The 15505-nt window shown below is 63.6% G+C and carries 15 protein-coding genes and 1 pseudogene; 13 read left to right on the forward strand and 3 right to left on the reverse strand.

The window, feature by feature from the left end; translation table 11 throughout:
* The first annotated feature begins 1 nt into the window (after nucleotide 1).
* The gene (locus AC58X1_RS10945; RefSeq protein WP_150571198.1) at nucleotides 2-616 is read left to right on the forward strand and encodes a TetR/AcrR family transcriptional regulator; all 615 of its coding nucleotides are present in this window, start codon (nucleotides 2-4) and stop codon (nucleotides 614-616) included.
* A 121-nt stretch (nucleotides 617-737) separates the two neighbouring features.
* On the opposite strand, the gene AC58X1_RS10950 is transcribed toward AC58X1_RS10945, so the two are convergent.
* Together AC58X1_RS10950 and AC58X1_RS10955 are read right to left on the reverse strand one after the other, a co-directional pair.
* On the reverse strand, nucleotides 738-1496 hold the full coding sequence (locus AC58X1_RS10950) for a phasin family protein (RefSeq protein WP_497428835.1): 759 nt from the start codon (nucleotides 1494-1496) through the stop codon (nucleotides 738-740).
* A 10-nt stretch (nucleotides 1497-1506) separates the two neighbouring features.
* Complete coding sequence (locus AC58X1_RS10955) at nucleotides 1507-1926, reverse strand: phasin family protein (protein WP_101322926.1); 420 nt, start codon at nucleotides 1924-1926, stop codon at nucleotides 1507-1509.
* A 200-nt stretch (nucleotides 1927-2126) separates the two neighbouring features.
* Here AC58X1_RS10955 and AC58X1_RS10960 point away from each other — a divergent pair, with 200 nt between their 5' ends.
* A complete protein-coding gene (locus tag AC58X1_RS10960; protein ID WP_497428836.1) occupies nucleotides 2127-6857 on the forward strand; it encodes a hypothetical protein in 4731 nt (1576 codons plus the stop codon).
* A 98-nt stretch (nucleotides 6858-6955) separates the two neighbouring features.
* Here the strand turns inward: AC58X1_RS10960 and AC58X1_RS10965 are convergent, their stop codons facing one another.
* Nucleotides 6956-7231, reverse strand: coding sequence for a polyhydroxyalkanoic acid system family protein (locus AC58X1_RS10965; RefSeq protein ID WP_101315693.1), 276 nt, complete (start codon nucleotides 7229-7231; stop codon nucleotides 6956-6958).
* A 124-nt stretch (nucleotides 7232-7355) separates the two neighbouring features.
* Between AC58X1_RS10965 and ubiE the strand changes: the two genes are divergently transcribed.
* The 11 genes and pseudogenes from ubiE to AC58X1_RS11020 all read left to right on the forward strand — a co-directional run bounded on the left by ubiE (nucleotide 7356) and on the right by AC58X1_RS11020 (nucleotide 15497).
* A complete protein-coding gene (ubiE, locus tag AC58X1_RS10970) occupies nucleotides 7356-8126 on the forward strand; it encodes a bifunctional demethylmenaquinone methyltransferase/2-methoxy-6-polyprenyl-1,4-benzoquinol methylase UbiE (protein ID WP_101315691.1) in 771 nt (256 codons plus the stop codon).
* The gene (locus AC58X1_RS10975) at nucleotides 8126-8749 is read left to right on the forward strand and encodes a ubiquinone biosynthesis accessory factor UbiJ (protein ID WP_181105772.1); all 624 of its coding nucleotides are present in this window, start codon (nucleotides 8126-8128) and stop codon (nucleotides 8747-8749) included. The genes ubiE and AC58X1_RS10975 overlap by 1 nt, the downstream gene beginning before the upstream one ends.
* Nucleotides 8746-10356: a ubiquinone biosynthesis regulatory protein kinase UbiB gene (gene ubiB / locus AC58X1_RS10980; RefSeq protein WP_101315687.1), complete on the forward strand. Its 1611-nt coding sequence runs from the start codon at nucleotides 8746-8748 to the stop codon at nucleotides 10354-10356. The genes AC58X1_RS10975 and ubiB overlap by 4 nt, the downstream gene beginning before the upstream one ends.
* A gap of 73 nt (nucleotides 10357-10429) precedes the next feature.
* A complete protein-coding gene (hisI, locus tag AC58X1_RS10985) occupies nucleotides 10430-10822 on the forward strand; it encodes a phosphoribosyl-AMP cyclohydrolase (RefSeq protein WP_101315685.1) in 393 nt (130 codons plus the stop codon).
* A gap of 1 nt (nucleotide 10823) precedes the next feature.
* Nucleotides 10824-11159 (forward strand): phosphoribosyl-ATP diphosphatase, encoded by a 336-nt coding sequence (locus AC58X1_RS10990; protein ID WP_101315683.1) that lies wholly within the window; start codon nucleotides 10824-10826, stop codon nucleotides 11157-11159.
* A gap of 124 nt (nucleotides 11160-11283) precedes the next feature.
* A complete protein-coding gene (locus AC58X1_RS10995) occupies nucleotides 11284-11568 on the forward strand; it encodes a twin-arginine translocase TatA/TatE family subunit (protein ID WP_101315681.1) in 285 nt (94 codons plus the stop codon).
* Nucleotides 11569-11571: 3 nt separating this feature from the next.
* Nucleotides 11572-11988 (forward strand): Sec-independent protein translocase protein TatB, encoded by a 417-nt coding sequence (tatB, locus tag AC58X1_RS11000; protein ID WP_401181424.1) that lies wholly within the window; start codon nucleotides 11572-11574, stop codon nucleotides 11986-11988.
* The gene (gene tatC, locus AC58X1_RS11005; protein WP_101315677.1) at nucleotides 11985-12776 is read left to right on the forward strand and encodes a twin-arginine translocase subunit TatC; all 792 of its coding nucleotides are present in this window, start codon (nucleotides 11985-11987) and stop codon (nucleotides 12774-12776) included. The genes tatB and tatC overlap by 4 nt, the downstream gene beginning before the upstream one ends.
* The gene (locus AC58X1_RS11010; RefSeq protein ID WP_101315675.1) at nucleotides 12773-13480 is read left to right on the forward strand and encodes a 16S rRNA (uracil(1498)-N(3))-methyltransferase; all 708 of its coding nucleotides are present in this window, start codon (nucleotides 12773-12775) and stop codon (nucleotides 13478-13480) included. The genes tatC and AC58X1_RS11010 overlap by 4 nt, the downstream gene beginning before the upstream one ends.
* 133 nt (nucleotides 13481-13613) lie before the next feature.
* A pseudogene (locus tag AC58X1_RS11015) lies at nucleotides 13614-14642 on the forward strand (methyl-accepting chemotaxis protein); the annotation flags it as partial.
* A gap of 141 nt (nucleotides 14643-14783) precedes the next feature.
* Nucleotides 14784-15497 (forward strand): methyl-accepting chemotaxis protein, encoded by a 714-nt coding sequence (locus AC58X1_RS11020; RefSeq protein ID WP_497428971.1) that lies wholly within the window; start codon nucleotides 14784-14786, stop codon nucleotides 15495-15497.
* Nucleotides 15498-15505 lie beyond the last annotated feature (8 nt).

Consider the following 15505-nt stretch of genomic DNA (forward strand, 5'->3'; position numbering starts at 1 on the left):
GATGAAGACCCGTGACCGTATCCTTGAGTGTGCCCTGCAGTTGTTCAATCAGCAGGGCGAACCGAATGTGTCGACGCTGGAAATCGCCAACGAGCTGGGCATCAGCCCGGGCAACCTGTACTACCACTTCCACGGCAAGGAACCGTTGGTCAACGGCCTGTTCGAGCGCTTCGAAGAGGCCCTGATGCCGCTGCTCGATCCGCCGCTGGACGTGCGCCTGGACGCCGAGGACTACTGGCTGTTCCTGCACCTGATCGTCGAGCGCATGGCCCAGTACCGTTTCCTGTTTCAGGACCTGTCGAACCTGACCGGGCGCCTGCCCAAGCTGGCCCGCGGCATGCGCAGCCTGATCAACGCGATCAAACGCACGCTCGCGGCGCTGCTTGCCAGCCTCAAGGCGCACGGGCAGGTCACCAGCGATACTCAGGCGTTGGGGCAGTTGGTCGAGCAGATCACCATGACCCTGATGTTCTCGCTGGACTATCAGCGCGTGATCGGCCGCGCGGCCGACGTCGGGGTGGTGGTGTACCAGGTGATGATGCTGGTGGCGCCGCATCTGCAAGTGCCCGCACGGCGAGCGGCGGAGCAGTTGGCGATGAAGTATCTGGAGGGGTAGACCTGAGGTTCCGGCGTTGGGGCCTTCGCGGGCAAGCCCGCTCCCACGGAGCCTGCGCTGAGCTGCTGATCGGCGCTGTACCTGTGGGAGCGGGCTCGCCCGCGAAGAAGACGACGCGTTATCAGATCAGGGTATCGGTACCCGTTGGTGCCGACGGCGTGCTGCTGCCCGGAGCCGCGGCAGATGCGGGTGCTGCGGTAGCGGCCGGAGCGGCGCTGGCTGCCGGTTTGGCCGGCGCTTTCTTCGGCGCAGGCTTCTTCGCTGCCGCTGCCTTGGCCGCTGCCGGTTTCGCCGCAGGCTTGGCAGCTACAGACTTGGCCGCCGGCTTGGCTGCAGGCTTGGCCGCTGCGGTTTTAGCCGCTGGTTTGGCGGCTGCCGTTTTGCCTGCAGGCTTGGCGCCGGCGGTTTTGGCGGCTGCTTTGGCCAACGGTTTTGCAGCAGATTTGCTCGCGGCCGCCTTGGACACCGGCGTCACCGACGCGCCAGTCAGCTTCTCGATCTGCTTGGTCAGCGTGTCGACCTGCTGGTGCAGCGCCTTGATCTCGTTGCGGCTCGGTACACCGAGGCGCGAGATAGCACTGTTGAGGCGCTTGTCGAAGGCTTCTTCCAACTCGCCCCACTTGCCCAGCGCGCGCTCCTTGACGTCGGCAACGCGCGAAGAGGTTGCCGACTTGGCTTCATCAGCTGCCGAATCAACGGTCTTCTTCGCCTGCTTCTCGGCTTTTTCGCCGTCCTTGACCAACGAATCAAACAGCTTGGGGCCGTCCTGATCGACCTTGGAGTAGATACCCAGGCCAGCCAACCAGATCTTGCGGGAGTACTTCTCGATTCCGCCGATCCAGGAGCCGCCTTCTTTATCGATATTCTTCTTGCCAGCCATCCTGCTCTCCTTATGGTTTGCGCGCGACACGCTCGAGCAACTCGTGGAGTTGTTCCAACTTGATGGACAACGCCTCAACGTCATGTTTAGACGGAATGCCGAGGCGATTCAAGCCACGCGCGACACGCGCATCAAAAGCTTTTTCAATTTTGTCGAGTTGAACTTCAACCTTGCCACGTACGCGGCTGACTTCTTCACCGGCTTCATCGATCTGCTCGTTGGCGGCATCGAGCTTTTTGTCGATGACTTTCTTGCCACGCTTTTCGACGCCTTCGCCAGCCTTGACCAGCTCCTTGAAGTAGTCGGTGCTCTCCTGGCCGACTCGGGCATAGGCGCCCAGGCCTGCCAGCCAGACTCTGCGCGCATAGTTACGCACTTCGTCCAGCGTGCCTTGGGCGTCGTCTTTTTTCTTCAGATTGATCTTGGCCATGCTCTGCACCTCTCGCTCATAGGGGATGGAGGAACTGCCCACGGACTTCGGGCTTGAGCACAACGGTATGCAGAAAAATTAGAATTCTCACCCTAAGCGACGCAACCGCAACGACCAGGCCCACGTTTGATGTATTTACCGCAGGCCACCACCGCCGCTGGCCTAGCGTACAAGCTCCTTTCGCACTGGAGACCTGCACCATGCCGCTTGCCGCCCCAACGCCCATCGCTTCGATCCAACGCCTCGTCGCGGCGCGCTTCGCCAACCGCCCCAGCCTGCGCCAGGTCATTGCCCACGAAGGCCTGGAGACGCTTGCCAGGCGCTATCCGTGGATTCGTACCAGCTACCCTCAGCTCGAATCGCTCGAAGGCTTCAGCATTATCCACGCCCAAGCCCCCGGCGCAGGGCTTGGGCAAAGCCCGCTGGTCGACACGCTGATCGCCCACCTGCTCAGCGGAAAGCGCATGGCGTTGGCGCCGACCGATCAGCTCAGCCTGGCAACGGGACAGGTGTTTCACCCGCAGCAAGCCGGGCCAGGCCAGCCAGAGATCGATCTGCGCATGGCTGACCTCAACCAGGATTTCGACGCCCTGCTGGCCGGCGTGATCGACAGCTTCCAGCAAGCCCAGATCGGCTTCTGGAACGCCCGCGAAGGCGATTCGGAAATCTCCGCTCTGCGCTGGATGCAACAGTTATTGAAAGCAAACCTGCTGGCCAACATCCAGCGCCAGGGCCTCGGCGACGCCGAGAAGAGCGTGCTGTACGGCTTGCTCGAGGGCCGCAGCGATGGCCTGGTGTGCCATGCCCTGCAGGTCAGGCTGAACAGCGCGGGGGTCGAGCACTGCCTCTCACTCAGCAGCACGTTGCTCTGTGCACGCCACGCCGATCGTGACTTGCTGCTCTGGTGCAAGCCCACCGGCACCGTGCACGGTTACCACGACCTGTCCGCCCTCGCCTGCGCCCTGCGCGACGAATTGGCACAGCGGTATCGCTTCGAATCGATGGTGTGGGCGAAGGCGCCGCTGGAGGAGGATGCGTTCGCACATCAGGCCCGCCAGCTGCTCAATGGCATCCTCGATGAGATTGGCCGCCTGCGACTGGCCGATATCGCTACCCCGCGTGAACTTGAAGCGGCGCTGAGCCTGCTCAGTGACCCTGCGGCCGGCTTTCTCGATCAGCCGTGGCCGCCAGCGGCCCAACCCATCATCGAAGTACCGGGCTGGCTGGCCCAGGCCAGCGCGGGCGATCGTTTCCAGTACCAGACGGCCATGCTCCAGTTAGCCGCCAGCCAAGCCTTGGCCAAAGGCGAGACCTCGTGGGGTGATATCGAAGACCTCAACCAATACGCCTCACGCTGCCTGCGTGAACAGATGCACGCGGATCATCCGCAGGGGAGGCTGTTACAGCCAGACCAGGTGCTGGCGAGCATTGCCCAAAGGGTGCAGACCTCTTCGCTGACCTTCGATCTTCAATACCTCAGAACCGAGTCGCTCACCGCGCTGGCCATTACCCGCCTGCAGGTCGGCGAGCATGAAGCGGTGACCGGCATTCTTCTGGCCGACGGCTCGCAACCGCCTCAATGGCTGACGCCTGAGTATGTCGACAGGTTGATACGGACAGTCGACATCGGCGGGCGCTACCCGGGGTACGTCAACGCCGCGCTGCAGGATGCCCGCAACACGCCCCGCCGGGTGCGGCTGCACGCCCGCGAATGGCGCAGCCATCTGCTGCTCGGAGCCCTCCAGGCGAAGATCGCTGGCCAGTTGCGGGACCGCAGCTGGCAGGCGTTGGCCGATTTCTGTGACCGGCCCGGGGATCGCTCCAGCGTCCACGCCATGGCCCCGCTGGCGTTTCTCTGTGCGCCGCAAGCGGCTGCGGCCAATGAGGTCCAGGGCATGTTCCTGATCCGGCTCCAGGCGAACGGGCCCTGGGTGCTTTACCGGGCGCTTTGCAACGAGCAGGTCGTACGCGAATTCGACGACCTCGAGCATCTGATGGACAGCGTTCTCGCCGATCAGCCCCTGCAGCAAGACATGCTGGACTGGATGGACGACGACGCTCGCGCGATCTATGAAGACGGTGGTTTCCAGCGACCGCACCTGCACCGCAATCTGTCTGAACTGGCGCACCTGCTGGCCCCTGCAGACATGCTGGATGCACTGCTGAGTCGATTGCGCCAGCCGGCAAGGGTGCGCTTCAGCGCCTGGCAGGGCGATCTTGACCAGCACATGTTCCAGGCCCGCGGCAAGGCCCTGCTGGTGCTGGCGTCCAGGCAAAGCGTCTCCAACGCTCAACAACGCTGGGCACTGATCAGTCAACTGGCCTGGCTGGCCTTCAACACGGTCGCATCGGTGCTACGCGGTCCAGCCGCGTCAGTGGCCTGGCTGATCATCAGCCTGGTGGCACTCAAGGATGACCTCGCCGCGCTGGAGCGGGGTACGCCTGAAGAGAAGGCCCTGGCTGTCACTGACGTGCTGACCAACCTGGCCATGCTGCTGGTTCACGGTCATGCCAGCGGAGCGCAACCGGACACACTGTCCACACCCCTCAAGCCACGTCTCGAAGGGCCCAGACCGCACGAACCCGGCGCCACGCTCAACCGTGAGGAACCCTCTCCGGCGCCCTGGCAGGAACCCGTCGACCAAGGCCGTCCGGCACCTTTGCGGGTGAGTGGTTGGCAGGGTGGGCAAGGCCCTGGCCATCTGCCCGCAGCGCAACGTGAGACACTGGCCGGCCTGCGCGCAAGGATCTCCCTCGCCGGGCACAGCGCCGAGCCGCACGGCCGCCTGCGCGGCCTGTTCAAGGTGAATGAACGTCACTATGTGGCGCTCGACCACGAGCCCTACGAAGTCCAGGAGACCTTTGCCGGTGTCCGCATCGTCGGCCCCGAGCAGAGCCAGAGTGAGTGGTCGGGACAGTGGGGCGGCGCGCCGGACGGTTACTACCTGCCTGATCGCGAACGTGCCCAGGGCCCCTGGATCACCCGCTGGAACGGCGAGTGGCGGCTCGACCTGAGGCTGGCCGGCGGGATGCCGAAAAGCAGGCGCCAGGCGGTCGCAGAGAAAGTGGACCATTTCAACGCGCTGCAGCAGCGTCGCCGCAACAACGACAGCGAGCTGACCAAGCTGGCACCGCTCGCAGAACGCAATGCGCAGTTGCTCAGCGCCTATGATCAAGAAGCCGCAGCTTTTCGAAGCGACATGGAAAAACTGCCGCCTGATGCGCGCGCAGCGCTCCCGGATGATCTGCGTATCCGTCTGGAAAACCTGCATGGGCAGCGCAAGCAACACCGCCCCATCCTCGGAATAATGGCCTCCATTTTCGAGAAACAGTCCGTGCTGATCGAGTCCAATATTGCGCTTTTCACTGAACTCGGCGAACCGCAGTACCAGCGCATGGACCCTGAGGCTCGCGCCCGTCGGGCCCTCAATCAATGGTACGAGCAATCCATAAACAACGATCAGTACCTTTATCATCGGTTACTGGAGCTGACCGATTACGACTCTCTCAGTCAGCAATCACGGGAGCTCGCACGCCTTCCTGTCGAGCCAGCAGAGATCGAATTAGCCACCACGTTTCGCCGCACTGTCGCCGAGGCCCTCACCACCCACCAGCGTATGCTCACCGTCAGCGAAAGGCTCGACGCCAACATCCGCATGATCTACGCCGACCACCGAATCCAGTTCGAGAACCAGCAGGAAAAGATGAGCAAGGCGGTTGCGTATCGCACCTATTCGACCCTCATGGTGCGTGGACAGATCTTCAGCGATCTCGCCCAGTTGGTGATCGACAGGACGCGTCTGGAGCCCGAGAGTTTTGAAGCAGTGCTGCGCCTGCAGGCGGGTCTTCGCAGCAGTGACTTTCATCAGGCCATGCTCAGCCATGACAGCCTCGAAGGCACCGCCCTGGAACCCGCGGAGAGGGTGGAGGTGCTGGACAACGCATTGCGCGAATACCGCGCCTCGCTGGGCAAGGCCCACGAACTGTTGTCGCTCGACGAGCCTGCGGTGGACAAGCCCAGGGTCGAGGACTACATCCGCGAGCTTTCCCAACTGGAAGCACTGACCGTCGAGCAATTGAGCAACACCCTGCGCGACAACGACAGTGGCGCCACGCCGCCAGTTGTGCCGATGACCCACAGGGAACGACCGGGCAACCGTCGTTTGATCCGCACCGCTCGCGGCAAGCCGCTGCTCGCCGAGCAAAACGATCAAGGAACGCTTGCAGTCCAGCATGATCCGCTCACCGACCAGGCAGTCAGCCACTACGAGCAGCGTGACGGCCAATGGGCCGAGGCGGCCAAAGCCGCGCCGACCCCGCCCGGTAACGCCTACCTGCGCCGTGTTGGCTCAAGCCTGCTGGCGCGCAAGGACGCCAGGCTCGCACTGGCCGCCCGCTACCTGAACGAGCCCAACAGCCTCGCCGACCTGCTGGACTGGCACATCCAGGACATGGACGGCATTGCCACGCAGCTTGAAGCCGGCCAGGAGCAGGCGCTTGCCACCCAACTGCGTGAGGCCATCGGGCAAATGCAAAGTGAAAAGCGCCGCCTGCTGACGCAGGCCTACCTTGATACCCGCCACCCTGACAGCCAGGCGTTGCACTTTCTGGTGGCGCAAGGCGAGGTACAGATCCAACGCGTGCCGACCACGCTGCGTAAACGGCTCAAGGACAAGGATTACCTGGATGTCTACGCCATCAACCGCACGATGCCGCACCAGCAGCTATGGGAAGCGCACTTCCATTACTCCAGCGCACAAGCCGCGCCACGCGCGTTTGCCAAAGGCCACCTGAAGTTCTGGGAGCCACGCGCGATGAGCCGGGAAGAACAACTGCAGCGCACAGTCAACCCGGCGGAGCGGGTGCGCATCTACCGCGGGGATCTACGCCTGGAGCAGATCGAAGACCTGTTCCCGTTTTCCGCCCCCTAGCACGCCTCACTGAGCGCAGCTGTACTGGGACGGCTGCGCAGCCCATCGCGACGCAAGGCCGCTCCCACAGAGGCGGCACATGCCTCAAGACTGGAGGCTCAGGCCAAGGCCTTGTCCAATGCCCGTTCGATCTCGCCCTTGATGGTGCCGCTCATCATCGACATCATCATGCCCAGCTTCAATTGGACGCGGATCAGGTCGTCGCCGATTTCGACGCTGCCCTTGGCGCCGCTGCGCGAAACTTCGACCCGATCACCCTGCCAGTTGGCTTCCAGGCCATATTCGCGGGTCAGTTTGTCGACCAGCGCCTCGGCCTTGGCGCGGGCGGCTTCGCGGCCGAGGGCGTGTTTGCGTTCAACGCTGATCTGGGTCATGCGGGCAATCCTGGATATAAAGACAATGGCGCCATTATGCCCGCCCCTGCCCGAGGGCACACCCCGCCAAGACAAATCCGCCCATTGCCCCTAGAATGGCGATACTTTTTTCCGGTGATGCGATATGAACGACCAGCGCAAAGGCGAACACGCCGAACCCACCACTCATTTCGGCTACAAAGATGTGCCAGAAAGCCAGAAAGCGAAGAAAGTCGCCGAGGTTTTCCACTCCGTAGCCGCCAAATACGACCTGATGAACGACGTGCTATCGGGCGGCATGCACCGCCTGTGGAAGCGCTTCACCATCGAGCTGTCCGGTGTGCGCAGTGGCAACCGGGTGCTGGATATCGCCGGTGGCACAGGTGATCTGGCAGCCAAGTTCTCGCGCCTGGTCGGCCCTACTGGCCAGGTCGTGCTGGCCGACATCAACGAGTCGATGCTCAAGGTCGGCCGTGACCGCCTGCTCGACCGTGGCGTGGCCGGCAACATCGAATTCGTCCAGGCCGACGCGGAAAAGCTGCCGTTCCCGGACAACCACTTCGACTGCGTGACCATCGCCTTCGGCCTGCGCAACGTCACTCACAAGGACGATGCCATCCGCTCCATGCTGCGCGTACTCAAGCCCGGTGGTCGCCTGCTGGTGCTGGAGTTCTCCAAGCCGACCAGCAAGCTGATGTCCAAGGCCTACGACGCCTACTCGTTCGCCTTCATGCCGCTGGCCGGCAAGCTGATCACCAATGACTCGGAAAGCTACCGTTACCTGGCCGAGTCGATCCGCATGCACCCCGATCAGGAAACGCTGAAGGCGATGATGGTCGATGCCGGTTTCGACCGCGTCACCTATCACAACATGACCAGCGGTATCGTCGCCGTGCACCGGGGGATCAAACCCTGATGTTGCTGGCCGGGCTGCTCGCCAGCGTCGAGCATGGCCTCAACCGCGTCCTGCGTCTGGACAGTACGGCCTTGCCGCGGCTGGCCGCGCTGGAAGGCAAGGTGATCGCCATCGACTGTCTGCAGCCGGCCCTGCAGCTGTACATCCTGCCCGATGAAGATGGCCTGTTGCTGGCTGCGCATTGGGAAAGCGAGGCCGACTGCACCCTGCGCGCACCGGCCAGTAGCCTGGTCCAGTTGGCCCTGGCCAAGGACAAGACCGCTGTACTGCACAGCCCGCAGGTGCAGCTGCACGGCGACAGCGCCGTGTTGCTCGACCTGGTGGCCGTGCTGCAAGACCTCGAGCTGGACTGGGAGTACGAGCTGTCGCGTTGGCTGGGCCCGGTGCCCACCGCCCTGCTCGCCGGCCACCTGCGCCTGCGTGCACGCTGGACCCGGCAGGGCCTGGCGCGCTTCAGCCAGAACCTCTCCGAGTACCTTGCCGAAGAATCCCGTACCCTGGTCGGCCGCCGCGAAGCCGAGGCCGCATTCAGCGAGCTCGACCGCGTCAAGGTCGATGTCGAACGCCTCGAGGCGCGCATCCGCCGCCTTGCCCGATCCCTTGATACCAGCGATAACGCATGAAGTTGCTCGCCGTCCGCCGCCTGTTTCGTATCCAGCGTGTAGTGATTCGCTACCGCCTCGATGACATTCTGTTCGAGCAACCGCTGCCCTGGTGGCTGATGAGCCTGCGTTTGCTCATGCCCTGGCGCTGGCTGCCACGCAAGCCCTCGCCGCTCAGCCGAGGCGCACGGGTGCGCCTGGCGCTGCAGGACCTGGGTCCGATCTTCATCAAGTTCGGCCAGTTGCTGTCGACCCGCCGCGATCTGCTGCCAAGCGACGTCGCCGACGAGCTGATGTTGCTGCAGGACCGCGTACCGCCATTCGACCCGCAACAAGCAGTGGCGCTGATCGAAGCGCAACTGGGCGCCAAGGTCAGCGAAGTGTTCAGCCGCTTCGACGTCGAGCCACTGGCCTCGGCCTCGGTCGCCCAGGTCCATAGCGCACGCCTGAAGACCGGCGAAGAGGTAGTGGTCAAGGTGGTGCGCCCTGGCCTCAAGCCGATCATCGCCCAGGACCTGGCCTGGCTGTTCCTGATCGCCAAGGGCGCCGAGCGGTTGTCCGCCGATGCCCGCCGCCTGCACCCGGTGGAAGTGGTCGGCGACTACGAAAAAACCATTTATGACGAGCTCGACCTGCTCCGCGAGGCGGCCAACTCGAGCCAGCTGCGGCGCAACTTCGAAGGCTCCGATCTGATGTACGTGCCGCAAGTGTATTGGGACCTGTGCCGGCCCAAGGTGCTGGTGATGGAGCGCATCTATGGCGTGCCGGTCACCGACATGGTGGCCCTGGCCGACCAGCGCACCGACATGAAGCTGCTGGCCGAGCGTGGCGTCGAGGTGTTCTTCACCCAGGTGTTCCGCGACAGTTTCTTCCATGCCGACATGCACCCAGGCAACATCTTCGTCAGCACGGTCAAGCCATGGAGCCCGCAGTACATCGCCATCGACTGCGGGATCGTCGGCAGCCTCACCGCCGAAGACCAGGACTACCTGGCGCGCAACCTGATCGCCTTCTTCCGCCGTGATTATCGCCGTGTAGCAGAGCTGCACATCGACTCCGGCTGGGTCCCGGCGCATACCAAGGTCAATGAATTCGAAGCCGCGATCCGCACCGTGTGCGAGCCGATCTTCGAGAAGCCGCTGAAGGACATCTCGTTTGGCCAGGTGCTGATGCGCCTGTTCCAGACCGCGCGGCGCTTCAACATGGAAGTCCAGCCGCAACTGGTCCTGCTGCAAAAGACTCTGCTCAACATCGAAGGCCTGGGCCGTCAGCTGTACCCGGATCTGGACTTGTGGAGCACGGCCAAGCCGTTTCTGGAGCGCTGGATGCGCGAGCGCATGAGCCCCAAGGCGGTGCTGGGCAATATCTACAGTCAGGCCGAGCAACTGCCGCACCTGGCCGACATGACTCGCGACCTGCTCGAGCGCCTGTCGCAACCGCACCTGCACGACCCGCAGATGCCCCAGCGCCGTCGTAACGGTGATCAATGGGCGCTGCGCCTGCTCGGTGCCGGCCTGCTCGCTGGTGGCGCCATCCTTGCCACGGGCGCCGTCAGCCTGGGGGCGCCAGCGGCGTGGCCGGCCTGGCTGATGCTCAGCGCCGGGCTGTACCTGGTGGTACGCCGATAGCCAGCCACGCTGCTGGCTGGCACACTAATGCAACAGGCCCGATAGCGAAGCGGGCCCGATTTTGGAGTCGACGATGAAAGACTGGCTGGACGAGATCAAGTGGGACAGCGATGGCCTGGTGCCGGCAATTGCCCAGGACCATAAAAGCGGTCGGGTGCTGATGATGGCCTGGATGAACCGCGAAGCGCTGGCTCTGACGGCCGCCGAAAACCGTGCTATCTACTGGTCGCGCTCGCGTGGCAAGCTGTGGCGCAAGGGTGAGGAGTCCGGCCATGTGCAGAAGCTGCACGAGATGCGCCTGGACTGCGACGCCGATGTGATCATTCTGATGGTCGAGCAGCTGGGCCAGATCGCTTGCCACACCGGCCGCGAAAGCTGCTTCTACCGCGTCTTCGAAAATGGCCAATGGGTCAGCGTCGACCCGGTTTTGAAAGATCCCGATGCAATTTACCGCGCAGGCCACTGACATGAGCGATACCCTGACCCGTCTTGCCGAAGTACTGGAGGCCCGCAAAGGCGCGGCCCCGGACAGCTCCTACGTTGCCAGCCTCTATCACAAGGGTTTGAACAAGATCCTCGAGAAGGTCGGTGAAGAGTCGGTCGAGACCATTATTGCTGCCAAGGACGCTGCGCACAGCGGCGACTGCAGTGATGTCATCTACGAAACGGCTGACTTGTGGTTCCATAGCCTGGTGATGCTTTCGGCACTGGGGCAACATCCGCAGGCGGTGCTGGATGAACTGGACCGCCGCTTTGGTTTGTCCGGGCATGATGAGAAGGCAGCGCGGCAGCCTTCGGCCTGATAGTGATGCACTGATTGATGGGGCTGCCTTGCAGCCTGTTCCGACCGATCCGGCGCCCCGGCAAGGCCGCTCCTGTACAAGGAGCGTATTGGCGAAGCCGACACACCTTTTTCAGGAGTACAAAATGGGTATTTTTGACTGGAAACACTGGATCGTCCTGCTGGTCGTGGTGGTCCTGGTGTTCGGCACCAAGAAGCTGAAAAACTTCGGCGGTGACCTCGGTGAGTCGATCAAGGGCTTTCGCAAGGCCATGAGCGATGAAGAGCACAAACCTGCCGAGCAGACCCCGCCGCCGGTGCAGCCAGTGCCGCCAACCCAACAGCCGCATACCACAGCGCCGCTGACTCAACCGCACACCACCCTCGAGGGCCAGGCCCAGCCGGTCCAAGAGCAGCAGCGGAAAGACTGACCCATGTTCGGCATCAGCTTCAGCGAGTTGCTGCTCGTCGGCCTGGTCGCCCTGGTGGTGCTCGGCCCCGAGCGCCTGCCCGGCGCCGCGCGTACGGCGGGGCTGTGGATCGGCCGGCTCAAGCGCAGCTTCAACAGCATCAAGATGGAAGTCGAGCGCGAAATCGGCGCCGACGACATCCGCCGTCAGCTGCACAACGAGCACATCCTGTCGATGGAGCAGGAGGCCCGGCGCATTCTCAACCCACAGGCAGAGCCACCCAAGCCAGCCCAACCGCCGGTAGACGCTGGCGCGCCGATCGTGCCGCTGGCAGAGCCACCAGCCACCGTGCAGGCCCCTACTGCAGTGCCCGCCGAGCCGAGCACGCCTGTTGCCCCGGCCGCCATCCCTGAGCCGCCCCAGACGCCACGAGCCCCATGAGCGATAGACCGGACCACGACCAGCCGATGCCGCTGGTCTCGCACCTGACCGAACTGCGGACACGCCTGCTGCGCTGTATCGCGGTGATCTTCCTGATCTTTGCCGGGCTGTTCTCATTTGCCCAGCAGATCTACACCCTGGTCTCGGCGCCGCTGCGCGACCACCTGCCGGCCAACGCGACGATGATCGCCACTGACGTGGCCTCGCCGTTCCTGACGCCGTTCAAGCTGACCATGATCGTTTCGCTGTTCCTGGCGATCCCGGTGATCCTCCACCAGATCTGGGGTTTCATCGCACCTGGCCTGTATCGCCATGAGAAACGCATAGCGATCCCGCTGCTGGTCTCGAGCATCGTGCTGTTCTATGCCGGCATGGCTTTCGCCTACTTCCTGGTATTCCCGCTGATCTTCGGCTTCTTCGCCAGCGCCACCCCGGAAGGGGTGTCGATGATGACCGACATCGCCAGCTACCTCGACTTCGTCATGACCTTGTTCTTCGCCTTTGGCGTGGCCTTCGAGATCCCGGTGGCGGTGGTGTTGCTGGTGTGGATCGGCGTGGTCGACGTCAAATACCTGCGCAAGATCCGCCCCTACGTGATCATCGGTTGCTTCGTGGTCGGCATGGTCCTGACTCCGCCGGATATCTTTTCGCAGACCCTGCTGGCCGTACCGATGTGGTTGCTGTTCGAAATCGGCGTGCTCTGTGGTGGCCTGATCCGCAAGCGTGGCCCGCTCGATGAACCCGCTGCCGACGATCCGGAAGACCAGCCGCCAGCGACCCAGCCATGAACCTGCTGCTGCTTGAACAGGCCGACTTCATCGCGGCCGACCGCGTCGTGCTGGCTGATCGGCGCTTCACCCACATGCAGGAGATTCATCGCGTTGCAGTGGGCGACAACCTGCGCGTGGGTCAGATAAACGGGCTGATGGGCCAAGCCAGCGTGGTTCGCCTGGAGGGGCACGAAGCGGAGCTGCAGGTCAGCTTTGATCAGCAGCCACCGGCCAAGCTGCCGTTGACCCTGATCCTCGCCGTACCGCGGCCGAAGATGCTCCGCCGGCTGTTCCAGACCATCGCCACCCTCGGCGTGCCACGGCTGATCCTGCTCAACAGCTACAAGGTCGAGAAGAGCTTCTGGCAAACGCCGTTTCTCACCCCCGAGGCAATCCGCGAAAACCTTATCCTCGGCCTGGAACAGGCGCGCGACACGGTGCTGCCGGAAATCATCATCGAGAAGCGCTTCAAGCCGTTCGTCGAAGACCGGCTACCGGCCATCGCCGCCGACACCTTGGGTCTGGTCGGCCACCCCGGCGACTACCCGGCCTGCCCTCGCGCCGTGCAGCAGCCGGTCACCCTGGCAATCGGCCCGGAAGGCGGCTGGATCCCCTATGAAGTCGACTTGCTGGCCAAGGCAGGCCTGCAACCGGTGCAGTTGGGTGCACGCATCCTGCGGGTCGAGACTGCCGTCACTGCCCTGCTCTCGCGCATTTTCTGACTGATCGGTCAGAACTTTTCCGTCAAGTTTCCCCAGCCAAGGCCGATGCCCTGAGCAGCACAAGAAAAAATCTGCAGCGCCAACGCCGGGGGAGTCGAACATGTTCCAGTGGGTTGCCCAGTCTCTGGGAAATATGAGTGTCAGCCGCAAGCTCGGCTTTGGTTTTGGCCTGGTCCTGTTGCTGACCCTGGCAATCACCTTGACCGGCTGGTCCGGCATCAACGGCGTTACCTCGCGCGGTGACACGCTGGGCAACATCTCGGTGATCCATCAGTACACCCAGGAACTGCGCATCGCTCGCCAGCAATATGAGCGTGACCGCGACGAGAAAGGCGTCGCCGCGCTGGAAACAGCCTTGGGCAACCTGGACCGTCAGGTGCAATTGATGCTCGGCCAAATTGAGCAACCTGCCGACCTACAGCGCCTGGAGCAGCAACGTGAGGCGGTGCGTCAATACCAGCAAGCCTTTGCTGACATCCGCCAGGCCGGCCAGCGACGCGATGCCAGCCGCAGCGTGCTCGGCGACAGTGCCGACAAGGCCGCTGCGCTGATCAGCCAGGTCCAGCAGCGCCTGCTAGCGGCCGGCGATGTCAACCAGTACCAACACGCGGTCGAGGTCAGCGCCCTGCTGCAGCAGGCACGCTTCCAGGTGCGCGGTTACACCTACAGCGGTAAACCTGAATTCCAACAGACCGCTCTGACGGCCATCGACCAGGCCTTGGCCGTGCTCAACGCGCTGCCGACCAAGCTGCCGGCTGAATATGCCGCAGGCCTGGATGACGCCTCCACAGCGCTGGCCGCCTACCGCGATGCGGTCAATCAGTTTGCCAGTGCCCAGACCGCCGCCGAGCAGGCACTGCAGCGCATGACCGAGCAAGGCGCTGTGCTGATCGACACCAGCAAGCAGATGAGCAGTTCGCAAACCGAGGTGCGCGACCAAGGCACCCAGCAAGCCAAGACCGTGCTCGCCGGCGCCACCGCGTTGGCCCTGTTGCTCGGCCTGATCGCGGCATGGGCCATCACCCGCCAGATTGTTGTGCCACTGCGCTACACCCTGACCGCAGCCGAACGGGTAGCCAGCGGCGACCTCAGCCAGAACCTGCAGATCGACCGTCGCGATGAACTCGGCCAGTTGCAGGCCAGCATGCAGCGCATGACCGTGAGCCTGCGCGAGTTGATCGGCGGTATCGGCGACGGCGTCACCCAGATCGCCAGTGCGGCTGAAGAGCTGTCGGCAGTAACCGAGCAGACCAGCGCCGGGGTCAATAATCAAAAGGTCGAGACCGATCAGGTCGCCACCGCCATGAACGAGATGGCCGCCACCGTGCATGAGGTTGCGCGCAACGCCGAACAGGCCTCCGAGGCGGCCTTGGCGGCCGACCAGCAGGCCCGTGAAGGTGATCGCGTGGTCGGCGAAGCCATCGCTCAGATCGAGCGTCTGGCCAGCGAGGTGAACAACTCCAGCGAAGCGATGAATCAGCTCAAGGGCGAAAGCGACAAGATCGGCAGCGTGCTCGATGTGATCAAGGCAGTGGCTCAGCAGACCAACCTGCTCGCCCTCAATGCCGCCATCGAGGCCGCCCGCGCCGGTGAGGCCGGGCGCGGCTTTGCGGTAGTGGCCGACGAAGTGCGCAGCCTGGCCCAGCGCACACAGCAGTCGACCGAAGAGATCGAAGCGCTGATCGCCGGCCTGCAGAGCGGTACTCAGCGTGTAGCCAGCGTGATGGACGCCAGCCGCGACCTGACCGAGAGCAGCGTCGAGCTGACCCGCCGTGCTGGCGGTTCGCTGGAGACGATCACCCGCACGGTGTCGTCGATCCAGGCCATGAACCAGCAGATTGCCACTGCCGCCGAGCAGCAGAGCGCGGTCGCCGAAGAGATCAACCGCAGCGTGATGAACGTGCGCGATATCTCCGACCAAACCTCGGCAGCCAGTGAAGAGACCGCCAGTTCCAGCGTCGAGCTGGCGCGCCTGGGCACCCACCTGCAGAGCCTGGTGGGGCGCTTCCGGCTCTAGACGAGCAG

The sequence above is a fragment of the Pseudomonas sp. PGPR N4 genome, from assembly GCF_059693665.1.

Excerpts from the sequence above, each read along its gene's own strand:
- AC58X1_RS10945 (WP_150571198.1), top strand. The coding sequence starts at position 2 with ATGAAGACCCGTGACCGTATCCTTGAGTGTGCCCTGCAGTTGTTCAAT.
- AC58X1_RS10950 (WP_497428835.1), bottom strand. The coding sequence starts at position 1,496 with ATGGCTGGCAAGAAGAATATCGATAAAGAAGGCGGCTCCTGGATCGGC.
- AC58X1_RS10955 (WP_101322926.1), bottom strand. The coding sequence starts at position 1,926 with ATGGCCAAGATCAATCTGAAGAAAAAAGACGACGCCCAAGGCACGCTG.
- AC58X1_RS10960 (WP_497428836.1), top strand. The coding sequence starts at position 2,127 with ATGCCGCTTGCCGCCCCAACGCCCATCGCTTCGATCCAACGCCTCGTC.
- AC58X1_RS10965 (WP_101315693.1), bottom strand. The coding sequence starts at position 7,231 with ATGACCCAGATCAGCGTTGAACGCAAACACGCCCTCGGCCGCGAAGCC.
- ubiE (WP_101315691.1), top strand. The coding sequence starts at position 7,356 with ATGAACGACCAGCGCAAAGGCGAACACGCCGAACCCACCACTCATTTC.
- AC58X1_RS10975 (WP_181105772.1), top strand. The coding sequence starts at position 8,126 with ATGTTGCTGGCCGGGCTGCTCGCCAGCGTCGAGCATGGCCTCAACCGC.
- ubiB (WP_101315687.1), top strand. The coding sequence starts at position 8,746 with ATGAAGTTGCTCGCCGTCCGCCGCCTGTTTCGTATCCAGCGTGTAGTG.
- hisI (WP_101315685.1), top strand. The coding sequence starts at position 10,430 with ATGAAAGACTGGCTGGACGAGATCAAGTGGGACAGCGATGGCCTGGTG.
- AC58X1_RS10990 (WP_101315683.1), top strand. The coding sequence starts at position 10,824 with ATGAGCGATACCCTGACCCGTCTTGCCGAAGTACTGGAGGCCCGCAAA.
- AC58X1_RS10995 (WP_101315681.1), top strand. The coding sequence starts at position 11,284 with ATGGGTATTTTTGACTGGAAACACTGGATCGTCCTGCTGGTCGTGGTG.
- tatB (WP_401181424.1), top strand. The coding sequence starts at position 11,572 with ATGTTCGGCATCAGCTTCAGCGAGTTGCTGCTCGTCGGCCTGGTCGCC.
- tatC (WP_101315677.1), top strand. The coding sequence starts at position 11,985 with ATGAGCGATAGACCGGACCACGACCAGCCGATGCCGCTGGTCTCGCAC.
- AC58X1_RS11010 (WP_101315675.1), top strand. The coding sequence starts at position 12,773 with ATGAACCTGCTGCTGCTTGAACAGGCCGACTTCATCGCGGCCGACCGC.
- AC58X1_RS11020 (WP_497428971.1), top strand. The coding sequence starts at position 14,784 with ATGAACGAGATGGCCGCCACCGTGCATGAGGTTGCGCGCAACGCCGAA.